At 49.5% G+C, this 16967-nt stretch carries 19 protein-coding genes; 5 read left to right on the top strand and 14 right to left on the bottom strand.

What is annotated here, in order from left to right:
* Window positions 1-59: 59 nt before the first annotated feature.
* Window positions 60-2807 carry a bifunctional acetate--CoA ligase family protein/GNAT family N-acetyltransferase gene (locus ELY38_RS07015; protein WP_127060853.1) on the bottom strand — a complete coding sequence of 916 codons (2748 nt, stop codon included), beginning with the start codon at window positions 2805-2807 and terminating at the stop codon, window positions 60-62.
* Window positions 2808-2912: 105 nt separating this feature from the next.
* Between ELY38_RS07015 and ELY38_RS07010 the strand changes: the two genes are divergently transcribed.
* Both ELY38_RS07010 and ELY38_RS07005 read left to right on the top strand, forming a co-directional pair.
* Window positions 2913-3854: a histone deacetylase family protein gene (locus ELY38_RS07010; protein WP_127060851.1), complete on the top strand. Its 942-nt coding sequence runs from the start codon at window positions 2913-2915 to the stop codon at window positions 3852-3854.
* Between the two features lie 55 nt (window positions 3855-3909).
* Window positions 3910-4542 (top strand): helix-turn-helix domain-containing protein, encoded by a 633-nt coding sequence (locus tag ELY38_RS07005; protein WP_127060850.1) that lies wholly within the window; start codon window positions 3910-3912, stop codon window positions 4540-4542.
* 19 nt (window positions 4543-4561) lie between these two features.
* Here the strand turns inward: ELY38_RS07005 and ELY38_RS07000 are convergent, their stop codons facing one another.
* The 7 genes from ELY38_RS07000 to ELY38_RS06970 form a co-directional block, all read right to left on the bottom strand.
* A complete protein-coding gene (locus ELY38_RS07000; protein WP_127060848.1) occupies window positions 4562-4912 on the bottom strand; it encodes a TusE/DsrC/DsvC family sulfur relay protein in 351 nt (116 codons plus the stop codon).
* A 1-nt stretch (window position 4913) separates the two neighbouring features.
* On the bottom strand, window positions 4914-5201 hold the full coding sequence (gene tusB, locus ELY38_RS06995) for a sulfurtransferase complex subunit TusB (protein WP_127060846.1): 288 nt from the start codon (window positions 5199-5201) through the stop codon (window positions 4914-4916).
* Between the two features lie 10 nt (window positions 5202-5211).
* Window positions 5212-5577 (bottom strand): sulfurtransferase complex subunit TusC, encoded by a 366-nt coding sequence (gene tusC, locus ELY38_RS06990; RefSeq protein ID WP_127060845.1) that lies wholly within the window; start codon window positions 5575-5577, stop codon window positions 5212-5214.
* A 12-nt stretch (window positions 5578-5589) separates the two neighbouring features.
* Window positions 5590-5979 carry a sulfurtransferase complex subunit TusD gene (gene tusD / locus ELY38_RS06985; protein WP_127060843.1) on the bottom strand — a complete coding sequence of 130 codons (390 nt, stop codon included), beginning with the start codon at window positions 5977-5979 and terminating at the stop codon, window positions 5590-5592.
* Between the two features lie 81 nt (window positions 5980-6060).
* On the bottom strand, window positions 6061-6741 hold the full coding sequence (locus ELY38_RS06980; RefSeq protein ID WP_127060841.1) for a Bax inhibitor-1/YccA family protein: 681 nt from the start codon (window positions 6739-6741) through the stop codon (window positions 6061-6063).
* Between the two features lie 416 nt (window positions 6742-7157).
* The gene (locus tag ELY38_RS06975; RefSeq protein WP_185858931.1) at window positions 7158-8165 is read right to left on the bottom strand and encodes an aldo/keto reductase; all 1008 of its coding nucleotides are present in this window, start codon (window positions 8163-8165) and stop codon (window positions 7158-7160) included.
* Between the two features lie 147 nt (window positions 8166-8312).
* Window positions 8313-8894 carry a hemerythrin domain-containing protein gene (locus ELY38_RS06970; protein WP_127060840.1) on the bottom strand — a complete coding sequence of 194 codons (582 nt, stop codon included), beginning with the start codon at window positions 8892-8894 and terminating at the stop codon, window positions 8313-8315.
* 208 nt (window positions 8895-9102) lie between these two features.
* Between ELY38_RS06970 and ELY38_RS06965 the strand changes: the two genes are divergently transcribed.
* Window positions 9103-9285 (top strand): hypothetical protein, encoded by a 183-nt coding sequence (locus tag ELY38_RS06965; RefSeq protein ID WP_127060838.1) that lies wholly within the window; start codon window positions 9103-9105, stop codon window positions 9283-9285.
* Between the two features lie 99 nt (window positions 9286-9384).
* Here ELY38_RS06965 and ELY38_RS06960 read toward each other — a convergent pair whose 3' ends face one another.
* From ELY38_RS06960 to ELY38_RS06950, 3 genes are all read right to left on the bottom strand, one after another.
* Window positions 9385-9597, bottom strand: coding sequence for a hypothetical protein (locus ELY38_RS06960; RefSeq protein WP_127060837.1), 213 nt, complete (start codon window positions 9595-9597; stop codon window positions 9385-9387).
* A gap of 275 nt (window positions 9598-9872) precedes the next feature.
* Window positions 9873-10091, bottom strand: a complete 219-nt coding sequence (locus ELY38_RS06955; protein WP_127060835.1) for a hypothetical protein — start codon at window positions 10089-10091, stop codon at window positions 9873-9875.
* Window positions 10092-10921: 830 nt separating this feature from the next.
* Window positions 10922-12061: a mechanosensitive ion channel family protein gene (locus ELY38_RS06950; protein WP_127060834.1), complete on the bottom strand. Its 1140-nt coding sequence runs from the start codon at window positions 12059-12061 to the stop codon at window positions 10922-10924.
* A 376-nt stretch (window positions 12062-12437) separates the two neighbouring features.
* On the opposite strand from ELY38_RS06950, the gene ELY38_RS06945 reads away from it, so the two are divergent.
* Both ELY38_RS06945 and ELY38_RS06940 read left to right on the top strand, forming a co-directional pair.
* The gene (locus ELY38_RS06945) at window positions 12438-12812 is read left to right on the top strand and encodes an SPW repeat domain-containing protein (protein WP_127060832.1); all 375 of its coding nucleotides are present in this window, start codon (window positions 12438-12440) and stop codon (window positions 12810-12812) included.
* Between the two features lie 275 nt (window positions 12813-13087).
* Entirely contained in the window at window positions 13088-13900 is an 813-nt protein-coding gene (locus ELY38_RS06940; RefSeq protein WP_222845114.1) for an MBL fold metallo-hydrolase, read from the top strand.
* Between the two features lie 113 nt (window positions 13901-14013).
* On the opposite strand, the gene ELY38_RS06935 is transcribed toward ELY38_RS06940, so the two are convergent.
* Genes ELY38_RS06935 through ELY38_RS06925 form a run of 3 tightly spaced genes read right to left on the bottom strand, consistent with a single transcriptional unit; the run spans window position 14014 to window position 16936 of the window.
* Window positions 14014-15159 (bottom strand): NAD(P)/FAD-dependent oxidoreductase, encoded by a 1146-nt coding sequence (locus tag ELY38_RS06935; protein WP_127060829.1) that lies wholly within the window; start codon window positions 15157-15159, stop codon window positions 14014-14016.
* A complete protein-coding gene (locus ELY38_RS06930; RefSeq protein ID WP_127060827.1) occupies window positions 15156-15875 on the bottom strand; it encodes a methyltransferase domain-containing protein in 720 nt (239 codons plus the stop codon). Before ELY38_RS06930 ends, ELY38_RS06935 begins: the two co-directional genes overlap by 4 nt.
* Window positions 15876-15889: 14 nt before the next feature.
* The gene (locus ELY38_RS06925; protein ID WP_127060825.1) at window positions 15890-16936 is read right to left on the bottom strand and encodes a type III polyketide synthase; all 1047 of its coding nucleotides are present in this window, start codon (window positions 16934-16936) and stop codon (window positions 15890-15892) included.
* Window positions 16937-16967: the final 31 nt, after the last annotated feature.

Below are 16967 nucleotides of genomic sequence, written 5' to 3'. Positions count from 1 at the left end.
CTCGTCCGGCCTGCTCATCGAGCAGGCCGTTTATTATGGGCGTCTATTTCACCAATATGCTAATCCGGCAGACTTTCCAGGCGGTGACGCTGCCACTCGCTTTCAGGTTCGTTCAAGCGCAGCACCGCATCAATCACCTGCTCTTCCATATTGTACCGGCATGTAAAGCCTAGGTGTTTCAATAACCCCCGCATGGGGTGATTGTCCACCATGATCTTGCCGATCATTTCCAAGGTGCCAATGTGGGTACAGTAATCAATCATTTTCTTCATCAGCAAGCTGCCAATTCCTAGGCCCTGCAAGTCGTCGCGAATAATCACCGAAAACTCGGTACGGATATTGTCGGGATCGTTCCATACCCTAACGACACCCAACATTTCCTTACTGCCGTCCGCATGCTGATGTTCGGCAATAAATGCCATTTGTCGGTCATAGTTGATATGCGAAAGAATTGATAGATCGCGCTGGGTAAGGTTGGATTTATTGTGGAAGTAGCGAAAGCGAATGCTCTCTTCGGATAGCTGGCGGTGAAATGTAGTGATCAACGGCGCATCTTCGGCACGAATAGGCCGCACTTCTACCTGCCAGCCGTTCTTGAGCGTTACCCATTCTCGCAGCTCTTCAGGATAAGGCATGATGGCAAACCGGGCCGGAGCGCCTAGATCCATTGCAAAATCCACTGCGAGGACACCATCACGATTGAGTAACAGCGGATTGATCTCAAGACCACGCAAATCGACTAAATCCGATGCCATCTGTGAAAGCTTGACCAGCAGCTGACATAGCCGTGCAATATCGCGTTCAGGCTCTGCGGAGTGCTCACGGATTAATGAAGCGGCATGGGTCCTGCCTACTACATCAGCGGCCAGGCTCATGTTCAAGGGCGGCAATGCCACCTGACGGTCGGCCAGCACGTTAACCTTGTAGCCACCGATGCCGAAGACAATCAGCGGGCCGAAAACCGGATCGCGGGTAATACCCGCACAAATTTGCATGGAGTGCTTGCCACGCTGCATAGGCTGCAGGCAATACTCCCGGATGGCGTACTGAGGAAACTTTTCCTGCACCTTGTCACCCAACTGTCGCACGCCGTCGGCAACCTGCTCAGGCGTTGTCAAATCCTGAAGCAATCCAGCAGAAATCTTGTGAGGATGTTTACGGTAGCGATAAGGCCGGCAGTTCCCTTCATGAATCACCTTCAGGGCCATCGGCCCCTGAATTTGCTGCGCTGCCTTTTCGGCCTCTTCAGGGAGTGTCAGGTAGACGCTCGGTGCGGTAGGTATTCCATACGCCTCGAGCACCTGTGCTGTTTCTGAATGGGTAAGGGTTTGCCTGCCCTGCTCCTTGGCCTTGGCAATCAATGCCCGGCATTCGGCGCGGATATCGCTGCTGGTTGAGAACGGCAGGCTTGGAGGAATTTCGTGCAGTAAGGCCTGTACCCGCTGGTAGTCCACCATATGCATAAACGCCTTGACGGCTTTTTCCGGCGAGATATAGGTGGGAATGCCCGCCACGTTACACAGATGCCGTGCATTGAGTGCTTCTTTCAGCCCCATCCAACTGGTCAGCAGATTGCGCCGAAACTTCTTGCGGTTATCAATCAGCGCTTGGGCAGTTAGGGCTGAAGGTGCCATACGGGTAGGCGCATGCACGACCAGCACTGCATCAACGTTGGGGTCGGCGGCCACTATTTCCAGCGCTTCGACAAATTTCTCAGACGAGGCGTTGCCCCCAAGGTCGACCGGGTTTTCGCCGGGCTTGCTCATATCCACCTGGCTTTTATGCAAGGCAGCCTGGGTCTCCTCGCTGAACACAGCCAGTTTGCCACCTGCGCTGATCAGCTTGTCGATCGCTAGCATTGCTGGCCCCAAGCCATTAGATACAATCGCCAACCGGTCACCCCGCAGCGGCTTCACCCGAGATAATGTTTCAAGGGCGTCCAGCAGTTCATCTGAATCATTAACGCGGACTACCCCTGCGCGTGCAAACGCGGCGTCAAACACCACATCTCGATTGGCGATGCCTGGGGTTGGTGCCATACCTGAAATATCGGATTGTGGCGTACGACCGCTTTTGATCGCCACTACCAGTCGGTTACGCGAAGCATCACGCAAAGAAGTCATGAAATGCTGCGCATCAGTAACCCGTTCCAGGTGAAGCAAAATGGCTTGAGCGGGTGAAAATTGATTAACGTAATCGATTAAATCGGGTAACAGGACGTCAACGCTGTCACCGACCGTGATCAAATGGGAGAAGCCCACGCCTCGCCCGGCTGCCCAGTCAATCATGCCGTTGGCTAGCATGCCCGACTGGCCCAGGTAAGCGACCCGGCCGGCTTTGACAGGCTGGCTGGCATAGGAGGCGTTAAGATGTTTACCGGGAACAATCAGCCCCATGCACTCCGGGCCAAGCACCCTGATACCCGATGCTATCGCGGCCTTGAGCATTCGCTCGCGAATCGATCCCTTATTATCGTGATCGCGGTCCAGGTAGGCACCGCCGGAAAGTACCAGCGCCGCTTTAACGCCAAACTGCCCCAGGCGCTCTATAAGCGTAGGTACACCGTCGATAGGTGAACAGACCACGGCTAAATCCGGCACTTCAGGTAAATCCACTACACTTTTGAAACAGGGCACGCCAAACACTTGATCATACCCCTTAGGATTGACAGCCCACAGCGTACCTTTAAAGCTGCCTTCCTGTAGGTTGGCAAGCACTAGCCCACCCAGCGAGGCCGATTTTTCAGAGGCGCCGAACACCGCAAGCGTTCGAGGCTCAAAAAAATGATGCAAAAAGCGCGTACTCACGGGTGCAGCTCCTTAAAAATTAATAACGACTGTGTACGACTTATGGACACTGTCGCATAAGCCCCCAAGACGATTAAGGTGGCCTCAATAGAATGGAGCGCCTGAATGATCACTGCCTACCTTACCCATCCAGACTGTTCATTGCACCATATGGGGCCTGAACACCCAGAATGTCCGCAACGTCTGGAAGCGATCCGAGCGCGCCTTTCGCTTGCCGGGTTATTACAGCAAACCATGCAGGCGGATGCCAAGGAAGCCTGCTTTGACGCTTTAGCTAAAGTCCATCCAGCCCGGCACCTGGATGCTCTGGAAAAGTGTGTGCCCCGTGAGGGGATTACTGCTCTGGATAGCGAAACACTTATGAACCCGGACAGCCTGAAGGCCGCCAGAGTAGCGGCTGGCGCCGTCATTAAAGGTGTTGATCAGGTATTTAAAAACCAGGCTGATAATGTTTTTTGCGCGGTAAGGCCTCCTGGTCATCACGCTGAAGCCACTGATGCAATGGGATTTTGCTTTTACAATAATATAGCCGTAGGAGCTGCCCATGCCCGGGATACCTACGGCGCCAAACGTATTGCCATACTCGATTTTGATGTTCATCAGTGCAACGGCACTATCGATATTTTTAAAGACAGCCCCGAGGTGCTTATCTGTACAAGCTTTCAGTACCCTTTCTACCCTTGGCGTTATCTGCGAAGCGAATGGAAAAATGTAGTGAATACACCGTTAGCAGCGGGTACGGAAGGCCACGAGTTCCGTCGTCTTGTCGAGCAGCAGTGGCTCCCTGCCCTACATGCCTTCAAACCGGACTTGATAATGATTTCAGCAGGCTTTGATGGGCACCGAGACGATCCCATGAGCGATATCTGTCTGGAAGACGAGGATTACTATTGGGTTACCCATATGGCGATGGAAATCGCCACGCTCTACGCTGATAACCGGATAGTTTCAGTACTTGAGGGCGGCTACAACCCCAAATCGTTAGCCAGCGGTGTGGAAGCGCATTTGAAAGCATTACTAGGCCTTCCGTTTTCCGAAGTCGCTTAGGATACCCTAACGCTATGGTATTATGGCTGTTAATGCTGTTTCCTACGTGATGACTATGACCGCCACTTCTGAAGAACATGCTGCGCTACGTATTGCCTCGGGGCGTAAGGCGTTTGTTGAGCCGCTATGCCTGGGTGAGCGACTCAAACAGATACGTCTGGCCAACCAGTGGACTCTGGAAGACGTAAGCCAGCGCACCGGCCTGGCACGCTCGACCCTCTCTAAAATCGAGAACGATCAAGTGTCACCCACGTTCAGTGTGGTTCAAAAGCTGACCACCGGGCTTAATATTGACCTGCCGCAGCTGCTCACGCCTCCCAAACGCGAGCGTTACACCATGGGGCGGCGTGATCTGACACGTAGAGGGAAAGGGCAACTGCACCCAACGCCTACCTACGAGCATGAGCTGCTCGGCCATCAGCTTGCTCAAAAGCGCATGATCCCTTTCAAGACTATTGTACGTGCGCGTAGCTTTGATGAATATCATCAGTGGGTGCGTCATGACGGCGAAGAGTTCCTGATGGTACTCCACGGCGATATCATGTTGTATAGCGAATTTTACGCGCCGCTTATGCTAGCTGAGGGTGACAGTATCTATTTTGATAGCGACATGGGTCATGCGCTGGTATCTACCAGCGCCGAGGACGCTATCGTACTGTCGGTATGTACCCGAGGCGACGAAGGATAACTGCTTTTAAAAAGCAGTTTTAAAGACAGTTGGTTGGTTTTGGCAATCCGGCAAGGCGCGCAATCCGTTTTGCTGGGCTACCTGGAAACAGCGTCATCAGATAAATCGACTTGCCCTTCTCTTCACCCAAAGCGTTTTTAGTTGCTTTAACCAATGGCCGCATGGCGGGGGCCATTTCATAGCGTTGATAAAAATCTCGTACTACTTCAATTATTTCCCAATGGGCTTCTGTCAGCGGCAAGCCTTCATCTTCGGCCAGCATTTCAGCTACTGGTTTTGACCACTGGTCCTGATTAACTAAATACCCTTCAGGATCTAACCCAATTTTTTTGTTTGAATCAAGATAACGGTATATTTTCGTATTTGACATACTAGTACCACGTTAGCGTTTGAGTATGCTGCTCAGTCAGGCCAACAAACCCTTGCATATCTACCGTCGCAAATGTCTCGCTATCAATAAGCTCGCCCAGCCCCCAGGCAGCAACATCTTCTGCTAACAGATAGATACGCGATTTATATAGCGTCCAACCTTCCCAGCGACCATCTAACGCCGCCAGCACACCTTCTTCGATAAGCACAATAGCATCATCATCGGCTATTGCTTGCTGCAGCTGGCGGGCTACATCGCTGTCAGGCCCTTTGGTTAAAATATGCAACATGCTCATCCCACTAAAAATTAAGTATCTGCGAATAGCTTTTCATAAACGCGGGCAGCGCATGAGCCTCTATAAGCTGTACGTTATCGCGTAAGTCAGAGCGCGTTAGGTTCAATGCCACCAGCGTCTCCTCAGACGTCCATAGCTGCTCAATATCGTACATTTCCAGCATGTCCATGGTGGGTCTGGTGGCTTTCATACCTGGGGCAGCAATGCCCTGCTCTTTAAGTAACGCTGTAACACCTTGCCCGAGGAACAGTAAATCAACCGGCTGGCCAAACGCAGCGGCTACCAGTGCTGCGTCTAGCCCTTCCCGCAGCAAATTGGAGCTGTAAGGAGCATGCCGAATGATAACCAGTAAGCTGTTTGATTCTTCCATCAAGCCTCCCAGTTAGGCAAACGTGACCAAGCGATCACAGCGCTGTTGTAAAGTTAAAAGCTGACCAAGCCCGGTTAATTCAAACGGCGCTTCCAGATTATACGACGTTTTGCCGTGCCGCTTTGCTTCTGCTTCGTTCATGACACCTCGCCTTAAGGCAGCAGCAATGCATACATCTAGAGAAACCTGATGGGTTTCATGCAATTCAACCCAAGCCTCGCGCAGATTGAGTTCATCCTGCGGGGGTGCCATTAGGGAGGACGCATTGTGTACGCCCTCATGATAGAAGAACACGCCGTTCAACCGGTGCCCTTGTGTTAACACCGCATGGGCAAAACGTAATGCTGAGTGCGGTGCCGGGCTGGTATACGGCGCGCCCATCACCAATAAACCATACTCCATGGCAACAAACTCAACTCGATAGTTAAAAAAAAGCAGACCCTACAAGGTAGGGTCTGCCTGTGTACTAACCGCTGTGGGCAGTTAGTCGTTGCTCATGATACCCAAAATAGACAGCAGGCTCACAAACAAATTATAAATAGAGACGTACAGTGTAACGGTTGCCAGGATATAGTTCGTTTCACCCGCACGATGAACAATTTCGCTGGTCTGATACAGGATTGCAGCAGATGCAAACAGCACAAAGCCTGCTGAAACCATCAGTGAAAGCGCTGGAATATTGAAGATCAAACCGGCAACCATGGCTAGAACCAGAACGATCGCACCGGCTAGCAGGAAATTACCCAGAAAACTGAAATCTTTCTTAGTCGTCAGAGCAACTGCTGAAAGACCAAAGAACGTCAAGCCAGTCATAGCCAGCGCGTTCATGATCAGCGCACCACCATTAGGCAGTGTTAGATAGGCCGAAATGATTGGCCCCAAGGTAAAACCCATAAACCCTGTGAACGCAAAAGTCGCCAGTAGACCCGCTGCTGAGTTTGCGGTTTTATGAACCAGGAACATCAGCCCATAGGCACCAATAAAGAACACAAAAATGTTCATTTGCTGGATACCCATGGCAACCGATGCACCTGCCATTACTGCAGAAAACAGCAGTGTCATTGCCAGTAATGCATAAGTGTTACGAAGCACTTTATTGGTGCTGACGCTATTGGCCACGCCGCCTGATCGCGTATGGGCCGTGTTTAGGTCGTTATAAGCCATGTATTTATGCTCCCTAAAATAATATTACCGTTAATAGACAAGCATGCCGGTACCAAGTTCCATACGCAAGCCCTTATCGAGCCAAGCATGCGCGCTCAACTTTTTTTTAACGCACGAGAATAAAGTATCTGTGGCTATAACCTTTTAACTTTCCTGCTCATCTTTGTTTCTTTGCGGCGTAACAAGCGCATTGGCCGTCGGGCGAGCGTCTTGTGATGAGTATAGCCGGGCATCGACAAGATGAAGCACGGCAAGCTGTACAAAAAGCACAATGAAACAAACTATTAAGCCTTTAATCACTATGATATTCCTGAGCTGGGCTAGCGACAACCAACCGCTTATTGCATGCTAGCCAAAAGCACGCTGAAAGCAATAGCCGCACTACGTATATTTCGTAGCAACAACCACTCCTGCCTTCAGGCTGGAGTAAATGCCTCAGTATCAATATCCCCTTGCTGAGCCAAACTATAGCGCTCCCCATGCACCTTATCTGGCGTCATCATGCCGTTAAGCTTCTCTAAAGAAGGTGTATCGAGCACTAGGTTCTCAGCACTAAGGTTCTCACGCATATGAGCAACTGAGCATGTACCGGGAATGGGTACTATATGGCTGCCTTGGGCTTTGACCCAGACTAACGCCAGCTGAGCCGGGGTGACATTGAGCTCCTGGGCAATCGAGCTGAAACGTTTGAATAACGCCAAGTTCTTTGGCAAGTTATCGACATTGAAGCGCGGCATGTTAGCTCGCATATCTCCTTCTGCAAACGGTGTATCTACCTGTATCGCCCCGGTTAAAAAACCGCGCCCAAGCGGGCTAAATGCTACCAACGCAATCTCAAGTTCCTTGCACGCGTTCAGTAGGGCTATTTCTGGGTTTCGGGTCCAAAGCGAGTACTCGGATTGGACGGCTGCAACCGAGTACTCTTTGTACGCTCGGTAAAGGGTATCTGCCGACACTTCGGATAAACCCACACTTCCGATTTTCCCCTCATCTACTAGCTTACCTAGTGCCCCCACACTCTCCTCAATGGGCACATTACGATCCAAACGATGCAAATAGTAAATGTCGATATGATCGGTATTGAGTCGTGTCAGGCTCGCCTCACACTGCTGGCGCAATATCTCAGGTCGCCCGTTAACAACTCGCTGGCCGCTTTCCGGGTCTATGGACATACCGCACTTACTGGCCAGCAGCAGCTGACGCCGCTTGTCTTTTAACGCCTTTCCCAATAAGCGCTCATTAGCGGTTGCGCCATAAAGAGTGGCCGTATCAAAGTGGCGATACCCCATTTCAAACGCTTCGTTTAACGACCAGAGCGCTTCATCCTCTGGTATTTTCTGCCCATAGCCATGTGATAAATTCATGCAGCCAAGGCCAATTGTAGGTGATGCAACCTCTACCAAGCGCCGGAAAAACGTCGACATAAACATTCTCTAAGGTAAATAGTAATTCATTGTATGCATCACTAGATCTTACAATACAAGAATGGAAGCACCGTTACGATGAGTCGCATTCACTAAAAAAGCCCTGCCGAGAACCCGGAGGGCTTAAAAAATCTTCTACATCAATTATTAACCAGTGTGACGCCCCTGCAGCTTGTCCAAGAGCCTATCGATCATCCCTACGCCTGGCCCAACGCTCTTGTGGAACAGTTCAGAGTGGGGTGCGCTTGGATGTGGGCGCGTAGGAGCAAGCTTTTTGGCATTTTCCACCTTGATACCCAGATCAATAAGCTCATCTTCAGGAATGCTTGCGCGCAGCTTAGGGAATTGGTCAGATTCTTCATCATCAATATGATGACGCAACTGTTTTTCCATTTCTTTAGCCAAGGCCATGAAATCAGGCTGAGAAGGATCGACATCTTCCAGCTTCTTCATCACCTTAACAAGCTCGTCATGCTCTTTCTTATCGTGCTCTACTTCTTCGCTGCCATTCTCAATATGCTTTTTCATTGCAGGGTAAACGTACATCTCTTCAGCAACCGCATGACGCATAACTTCGGCTATTGCCGTATCGATCAAGTCTCGCCGCTGCTTGGGGTCGCTGCTGTTTTCCACCTGGGTTAATAACTCCACCATATCCCGATGGTCGGCCGTCAAAATGCTGACGACATCCGAGGTGTGGCCTCCGCTTACTGCTGTGTGGTTATCCATACCATTCTCTCCCTTCATTAGCCTAACAAGAACCGCCAGTTCAATTTCAACCTAGCACCGCCTTTGAGCAATTTCCAAGTTCACTTTCTGACGTCTGCCTAATGTTAAGAAGCTTTTCCCCCAGCTAGCCATCTGATTGTTGACCAAGTACTCAAACATTGCTTGATGGGCTACGTTATAAAGACGTTTAAGAGCCAAGGAGTGGAGCATGTCAACATTTGTGGTCTATCGTGCGGTCAAGGAAGGTCTTGAAATTGATTCACAGCCTGAATGGTGGATAGTGGATATGCGAGATGAGAGCGAGCGAGATGGAGAGCTGGTTAGGCAACGCTGTGCTACCAAACCAGAAGCTGATGAAATAGTAAACCAGCTAAATGAAACGTATAGCTAATAGCCAACCAGTTTTACTTAAATTAAAGTCAGCTATTTTTATCAACTCCAACGTAACCGCCAACCTTCAGGCTGGCGGTTAATGTGTCTGGTAATACACTTAATCCTTGTCACTTTTTGCACTTAGCGATCTAAGAAACTTTTCGACCTGATGATCTCCCTCTCCTTCATCCTCTATCTCTTTAGATAATGTCTTCTTGTCTCCAAGCAATGCATTGCAAGAGTTGCAGTAAATATTCTGATCTTCATCTGAATTACTGGGAATGCGTAAATCTTCGCTACCACACTGAGCACATTTTTCAGGAAATGCCATTTAAGATTACTCCTTGCCTAACGTCACAATATAATGCTGTGTACATCTACAGTTTAGCCGAGAATATCGATAGCTGCGTAGCTAGTTAGCTAACTAGTAAGTATCGCAATATTTAAAAAATATTAAATTAATACATAGTGCTTATTAGACTTGGAGCCTCTACTGCTGCGGCCCTATATACCAGGCCGTTAAGCGCGAACAGAGCTAAAAGCTAAGGAAGTGTGAAACTGCCAGCCGCAAAAGGCTGGCAGCAAGGGGTTAATTAAGAGTTAAAATCAAATTTTGGTCTTATTACCCGTGATTTCATCAGTAACCTTGCGAAGTCCTTTCTCAATAGGATGTTCGCTTTCACCAGAATCTTCTTGGTCGTGATGCGTATGGGAATCATAGAGTTCGGCACCACAAGCGTTACATTCATTAGTTTTAGGGGTATGTGTCTCAGCATCCGTTACGTATTCATGACCACATTTTTGACATTTGGTATGATGTGTCATTTTCATTCTCCTTAATGAGCTTATCCATTGGGCACTTTAGATAAGGCTAAGTTCCAAGGATAGATTAAAGACTACCCATTCACAATGATGGACAAGGTACGTTTACCGTAATACTCACTTCTGTTAGCCCACTTAATTATTTGATGAATAAACCATATCATCTTGAGGTTCTATATTATGTAAAACATGGCTCACAAAAAAGCTGGGCACTTGAACTATCCCAGCATGACTAGTCTATAGTTTGAAGGTAAATGTGCAAGCAAGCCTCGTTATCAAGGCACAGGAGGTTCATATGAGAAAGTGGATATTATTGGCACTCGTAAACTGGCTCAGAAAGCCAGCGAATCGTCAGAAAGCCAAAAATGCATGGAATGAATTTCGTGGTAGTAATGTGCGCAGACGCCCGTCTAATCAGGCGCGTCCCACACCACGTGATTCTTCCACACATCGCGCTAATGATACCTTCGACCGCTAACAACTAATGCCCCGTCAGACAAATAGGCGGGGTTTTTACTAGCCCTCTCGCCAGCTTAGCTGGCCAGCATCCCCCGTAATGAGCAATCGAGCGCAAAAATGCCGCTCGGGGCTGCCTGGATAAAATCAAGGCCCAAAGATAAGCGCTAGGCACTGAAAGCCATTGGTACCGCGGCCAATCAAATCATCTACCGAAAAATCCGGTCAGTAGCCTTGTCGAACTCGACTCCAGCCATGCCTTCTGTCAGTAGGCCGTATTGCCTGTGAATATCGCCACGAAGAAGTCGCGCCAGTGTGTATTTCCTGTATGCCTTTGAATCATGACGCCACTCTCTTGGCGCTACAAAATGATCTCCTTAATATGAGGCTTGGGATGCATCCTTCGAAAGATGCATTGGAGCTTCCTTGCCGGGCATGCTTGCTTCAGGCAAAGGAATCTCGTCGAGAAATTCGAGAGCGCGCACAGGCATGGCAAACTTGATGTCGCGTTTATCAAGCTCTTCTAGCAAAGAGAAGTTAATCGCTTGCTGAATATCCATATAGAGATTGTAATCCGAGCTCAATACGTAATAAACGACCTCAAATTTCAATGCATAATCAGCGAATGTACTTAAATGCGCGCGATCGAAGCGGGTTTCGCTCATTGAGTTAATGATCTCCTTGACCAAAGAAGGTATCTCGCGCACTTTATCTATCGGCGTCCGAAAGGATATCGCTAAATTAAACACCACACGCCGCTCACTCATCCTGTGATAGTTGTGTATGGTTTGCTGAAGTAGCTTGGTATTCGAGCAAATGACCTGCTCACCGCTCAAGCTGCGAATACGCGTGGTTTTCATGCCAATGTATTCAATTGTCCCTGCGATATCGTTGAAGACAATAAAGTGGCCTGTCGTGAATGGCTTATCGACGCCAATAGATGCAGAAGCGAACAAATCACTAAGTAATGTTTGCACCGCAAGAGCAATAGCGATGCCTCCAATTCCCAAACTGGCAACAAATGCGGTGATATTCACACCCAAGTTCGCTAGTACCGACAGTAACACAACGGCCCAAAGTACGATGCGAACCATCAGCGCAACCATGGTGACCGTGAGCTGGTTATCCTGACCAGCCTTATCACTAATGGTCTTCTCTTTCCATAAAGCAATAGCGGCACCAACCCATAGACCGAACTGCAGGGCCAGAACCAAAAACCATAAGTGGCTGACTCGAGCTTCCCACACTGGGCCCAAATCAACTACAACCAAGCCTATTTGTAAGGCCATTGCTGCAATGAGCAGGCGGCTAGTATGTTTAAAAACCTCTATGCCATAATGGCTCCAGCGCCCTTTGCTACGCGATAACCAATTGACAACACGAGTAATAATAGAGTTCATCAGTATCCGAAGCGCGAAGTAACTGGCAACAGCGATACTTAGCACTAAGATGAAATTCAGAAAAGCAGGCTGGGATACCCATTCCTCCCATGAGCGCCATGACTCCCAATCAAACATATATGATGTCCTTTTATGAAGTATGCACTGACAGTATGGCTAATAAATCAGGACATGCTTAACGAGACAGCTGAAGCGAATCCTATTTTGAAGCCATTCCGTATATGAAGATAATAGCAATATAGTCGTCAGAGTATGTTTCATAGCGTGCCCCGCCTGCCCTAGATAGCCTGATAGGGCTTAATAAATGACAGGGCGGTCTGGAGTAATGGGTTGTAACGTACTCAATTCAGCCTATTCGCCTTGAGTTAATACTCTTATGATACTAGGAAAACCTACCCCTACCTTCTACTGGATTACCACCTCCCCTCTGCTATGTTGATAGTAACGGGGCTGCACCCTCGTTTTAATCACTTGGCATATAAGGAGGTTCGCTATGCGTTTCATTTCAACTCGAGTACATGGAATGGTTGATTATCTGATGGGTCTGCTTCTCATCGTAGCTCCCTTCCTTTTTGACTTCGCCACGGGAGGTGCTGCTCAATGGGTACCTATTATTCTAGGTGTCATTATGCTGGCCTCAGCCATCATGACGAAGTATGAGCTTGGGTTAATGCACCTTATCCCTATGCCCCTACATCTCACTCTGGATCTACTCAGCGGTATTCTTCTGCTGGTTTCTCCTTGGCTATTCGGCTTCGCGGATACGGTTTACCTACCTCATGTAATCCTCGGCCTTCTTGAGATCGGCGCCAGCCTTACCACAGAAAAGCAGCCAAGAAATCTGACAGATTTAAAAAACCGGGCCTGAGTGCCATTGGAATTGCGATACTAAGGAGTGGAAACCACGTTAGAAAAAACTGTCCCTGCATGAACTTCGATCAGGCGGCCAAAATGTTTCAACGCGTTAGGAAAGTCGCGTATTCCTGACACCGGAGCGATCTGTGGCCGCCTGACATACCGCATCTACACCGGGACAGACTGTAGATGGCTGTTGCCTGTTTCGAACTTGGCGACTACAGGAGGGCATCAGTGATTATCCATCACCTGAACTGTATTTCGACATGCCCCATCGGAGGCAAGCTCATGGATGGCCAAACTCGATCTTTGGTCAAGCGCGGTCATCTTACCTGCCACTGTCTGTTACTTGAAGCAGATCATGGGCTCATTTTGGTAGACACTGGCTTGGGACTTGAGGATGTACGTAACCCGAAGAGCCAGTTGAGCGGCTTCTTTCTCGCTATGGTAAGCCCCGATTTTCGAGAAGAAATGACGGCAGTTCGTCAGGTGGAAAGTTTGGGATTTAACGCCTCCGATGTCCATCATATCGTTTTGACCCATCTGGATTTCGATCACGCAGGCGGGCTAAACGATTTTCCCCATGCCACCGTTCACATGCTGCAAGAAGAACGCGACTACGCGCTAAAGCAAAGGACATGGCTGGACCGACAAAGATTTCGACCACAGCAGTGGCCAACCGAGCAACACTGGCGGTTGTATGGAATCGACGAAGGGGAAGACTGGTTTGGCTTTTTCTCTATTAGTCAGCTTGAGGGCGTGCCCAATAATATTCGCTTGGTCCCGTTGCCCGGTCATACACATGGCCACTGTGGTGTGGCGATAAAATTGGCTGATAAATGGCTATTGCAGACTGGCGACGCCTATTTTTATCATCAAGAAATGGATCCGCAATCGCCTTTCTGCACTCCTGGCCTACGTTTCTATCAGACCTTGATGGAAAAGGATCGCCAGGCGCGGCTCAATAATCAGCAGCGCCTACGTGAACTGAGCCGCGCGCAAGGCAATCAAATAGAGCTTTTTTGCGCTCACGATGTCGTGGAGTTTGAACGGCTATCGGGCCGCTCCGCGCGAGTACCAGTTCAGCATCTTCGCCTCTGATTAACAAGAACGATACTTAAGATTGAAAATCGTGACAGTTTCAGTCAGACAGCACTCTTTGGAACGAGAGCTACTGTTTTTCAACTTTAAATCATAGCCGCTCTACAAGACACTTATTGCATACAGTGAGATAGGCCAACCCGCGTTCGGAGTACCATTTCACGTGGCAATGTTGGCCATAGCCTTGCGCAAGCGAAAGCCGCTGTACGTCCCAAGCGATTGGATAGCATACTGGCAAGCACCTCGGCATTCCGCACCGGTTGCGTTAGATCGTTAAAGGCTAACTGTTGATACGTCCTGGAATCGCCACCAGTGGTGTGAACGTAGGCTGCGAGTGAAGCCGTATGCAAGGCAATGGCAATTCCATCGCCTGCAAACGATGGAATCACAGCTGCTTGGTCCCCCAGCGAGAACAGGTTTGGCACCGAGTCATTGGGTGAATGGATATACCCATAAGGAATCCCGGAGACGGCCAGGGGGTCACACCAGCGCGGCGTTAACGTGGCAAGACGCTGCTTCATATGAGAGGAAGTACGACCAAGCCAGTTGAGTACCCTAAGCCAATTACCGCCGCATGCTTTGTATATATCTTGGCTGATCAAAAAACAAAGATTGACATCACCCTTCTCTATCGGCTCCAGGCCAGCGTAACCACCATTGAATAAATGAATTTCAACGGTATTCTTCCATTGAGCCTGTTGTAATGTGCTGGGTCTAAAGTGCATTTTGAGACCAATCAAGCCATAGCGGTTAGACGCTTTCACATTACGCTTCCAGTTGCGCAGTTCATGCTTTCCACTAGCAAGAAACACCGTTTGTGCTGACAACTCTGTGCTGGTTTGCCCTGCGCTAGACTGGCTTCTGGCAACCAACTTCCAACCTTCGTGGGTGCGAGATAACTGTTTGACCGCCGTTCCAAGCGCAACGTTTGCCCCCGCACATCCCGCCTGTTCAATCAAAGCCGAATCCAACAGGCGTCGGGACAGACTCCATGCGGTAAACGGCAAATCGAAGGTAAGCTCGTTTTCGCCATTATAAATCCGCACATTGCGAATTGGCTCAGCCCCTAATGCCGCTAAATCCAAGCCCAGCTCCTTTAAGTTTTGCGCGGCTTCATAGCTGATAAATTCTCCGCAAACTTTGTGATGCGGGCCCGGTTTGCGTTCCAGAAGGCGCACCGGCATGCCTTGCCGGGATAATTTAATGGCCGCGGCAGCCCCCGCTGGCCCGCCGCCTATTATTACTGTTTCATCGCTCATCGGGTGGGTACTTCCTTGTTACAGGAAACGCAAAGACGGAAAGGAAAAAACCACTGAACGCGCACATCTCCATCAAGCCCCGCTTCATTGATCAGGCGCCGCCAATCCTTTACCGTTAAAGCGCGCGCCACCGATACAGCGGCATCATTACGGATCAGCCGATTACGACTAAAGAGTGCGGTCGCCCCTTTAATAAAATAATAAGGAATGGGATGCCGATGCAGATCGTTAATAAACCACCCTTTGCCCGCGCGACTGTCCATCCAGCACAGAAAATCCACAATTTGCCGGTCGGTAAGGTGATGGGTAAATAGCGACGATATAATGATATCGATGGGCTGACCTGGCTCGAACGCAAACACATTCGCAGTTTCGTAACTTATGGCAGGAGGATGCGCCCAGGATTCGGCGGATTTCTTTGACCATGGGTTCAGGTCGACACCAACCAGACGGTGACCGGCTTTCCCCGTAATCCGAGCAGGCCATTTTTTGGCAATCTGACGCAACATGTCCCCGCCACCACTGGCTGCATCAAGCACAAAGAGGCGTTTATGGTTTTCTACCCAAGGGCGAAGCCATTGCAGGGTCGGACGATAGGCCAGCGTGAGATGATTGATACGCTCAAGGCCTTGGAGGCAATCGTGGAATTCTTCAAACGAGATGTCGTCTTCATCCATGAGTTCCTTTTCGTCGCTGCGTTGACTGAAATCCTGCATAACTCGCTTTATCCCTAAAGAACGAATCGCATGCTTTCGACTGTTAGCCCGGGGCCAAACGCCATTGCCAAGCCAGATCCTGACTTTTTGGGGTTATCCAACATACCTTGAAGCACGAACATGATGGTGGCCGATGACATATTGCCAAATTTCCTCAGCACTTCCCGCGATTCGGTAAGCTCTCCCTCCTCAAGCCCTGCCCCCGCCCTTACCGCATCCAACACCGTGCGCCCGCCGGGATGAATGGCCCAGAGCGCAATATCACTGTGTTTAGCACCGTCCAGCAACGTGTTCATTACAAACGGTAGATTATTGGCAATGGCACCGGGTACCTTGCCCGATAAGTGCATATCGAAGCCTTGGTCACCTATATGCCATGTAATTAACTCTTCGGTTTCCGGCAGAACATCCGAGTTGAAACTTTGTATTTCAAGCCCAGCAGGCATCGCCGACACGATACTTGCCGCGCAGCCGTCAGAAAAAATTGCGAACGATAAAATCTCTTCAAGCGTTCCCGCAGGCTTGAGATGCAGGGTGCAGAGCTCAAGATTAAGTACCAGCACCTTGGCGTGCGGCTCCGAGCGAACAATATGCCGAGCCAGCTTGAGCGCGTTGATCGCGGCGAAACAGCCCATAAAGCCGACGGTGGTGCGTTCAATGCTCGCGGGCAATCCATAATGCTTAATCAATTGATGATCCAGCCCCGGTGCATAGAACCCAGTGCAGGTTGTTGTTATCAAGTGGGTAGTGCCGGTTAGATCAAGCTGGTCCAGGGCTCGCTTTGCCAAAGTGAAAGCAAAGCGTTCGTAAAATTCCATGCGCGCCTGAGTACCAGGAAAAGCGTCGTTTTGATAGAAATTTGCCGCATCCAGCTTATCGTCATCCAAATGAGGTTGAAGAAACGAATACCTATGCTCTATCTGTGACCGCTCAGCCATCCGTTGAAAGACTTTGACTGAGCGCGTATCCGGCAGAAGTCGCGGTGCGTAATCAATAAACTTACTATGTATATCAAAGTCCGGGACAGCAGAGGCAATGTTATTGATGTAGGCCGGGTTCATTTCCTAGCTCCTCACTATCTTTGTATTGCTT

This window comes from Vreelandella nanhaiensis (assembly GCF_003990185.1).
GTDB lineage: Bacteria > Pseudomonadota > Gammaproteobacteria > Pseudomonadales > Halomonadaceae > Vreelandella > Vreelandella nanhaiensis.
This window is presented reverse-complemented; position numbering and strand designations above follow the sequence as displayed.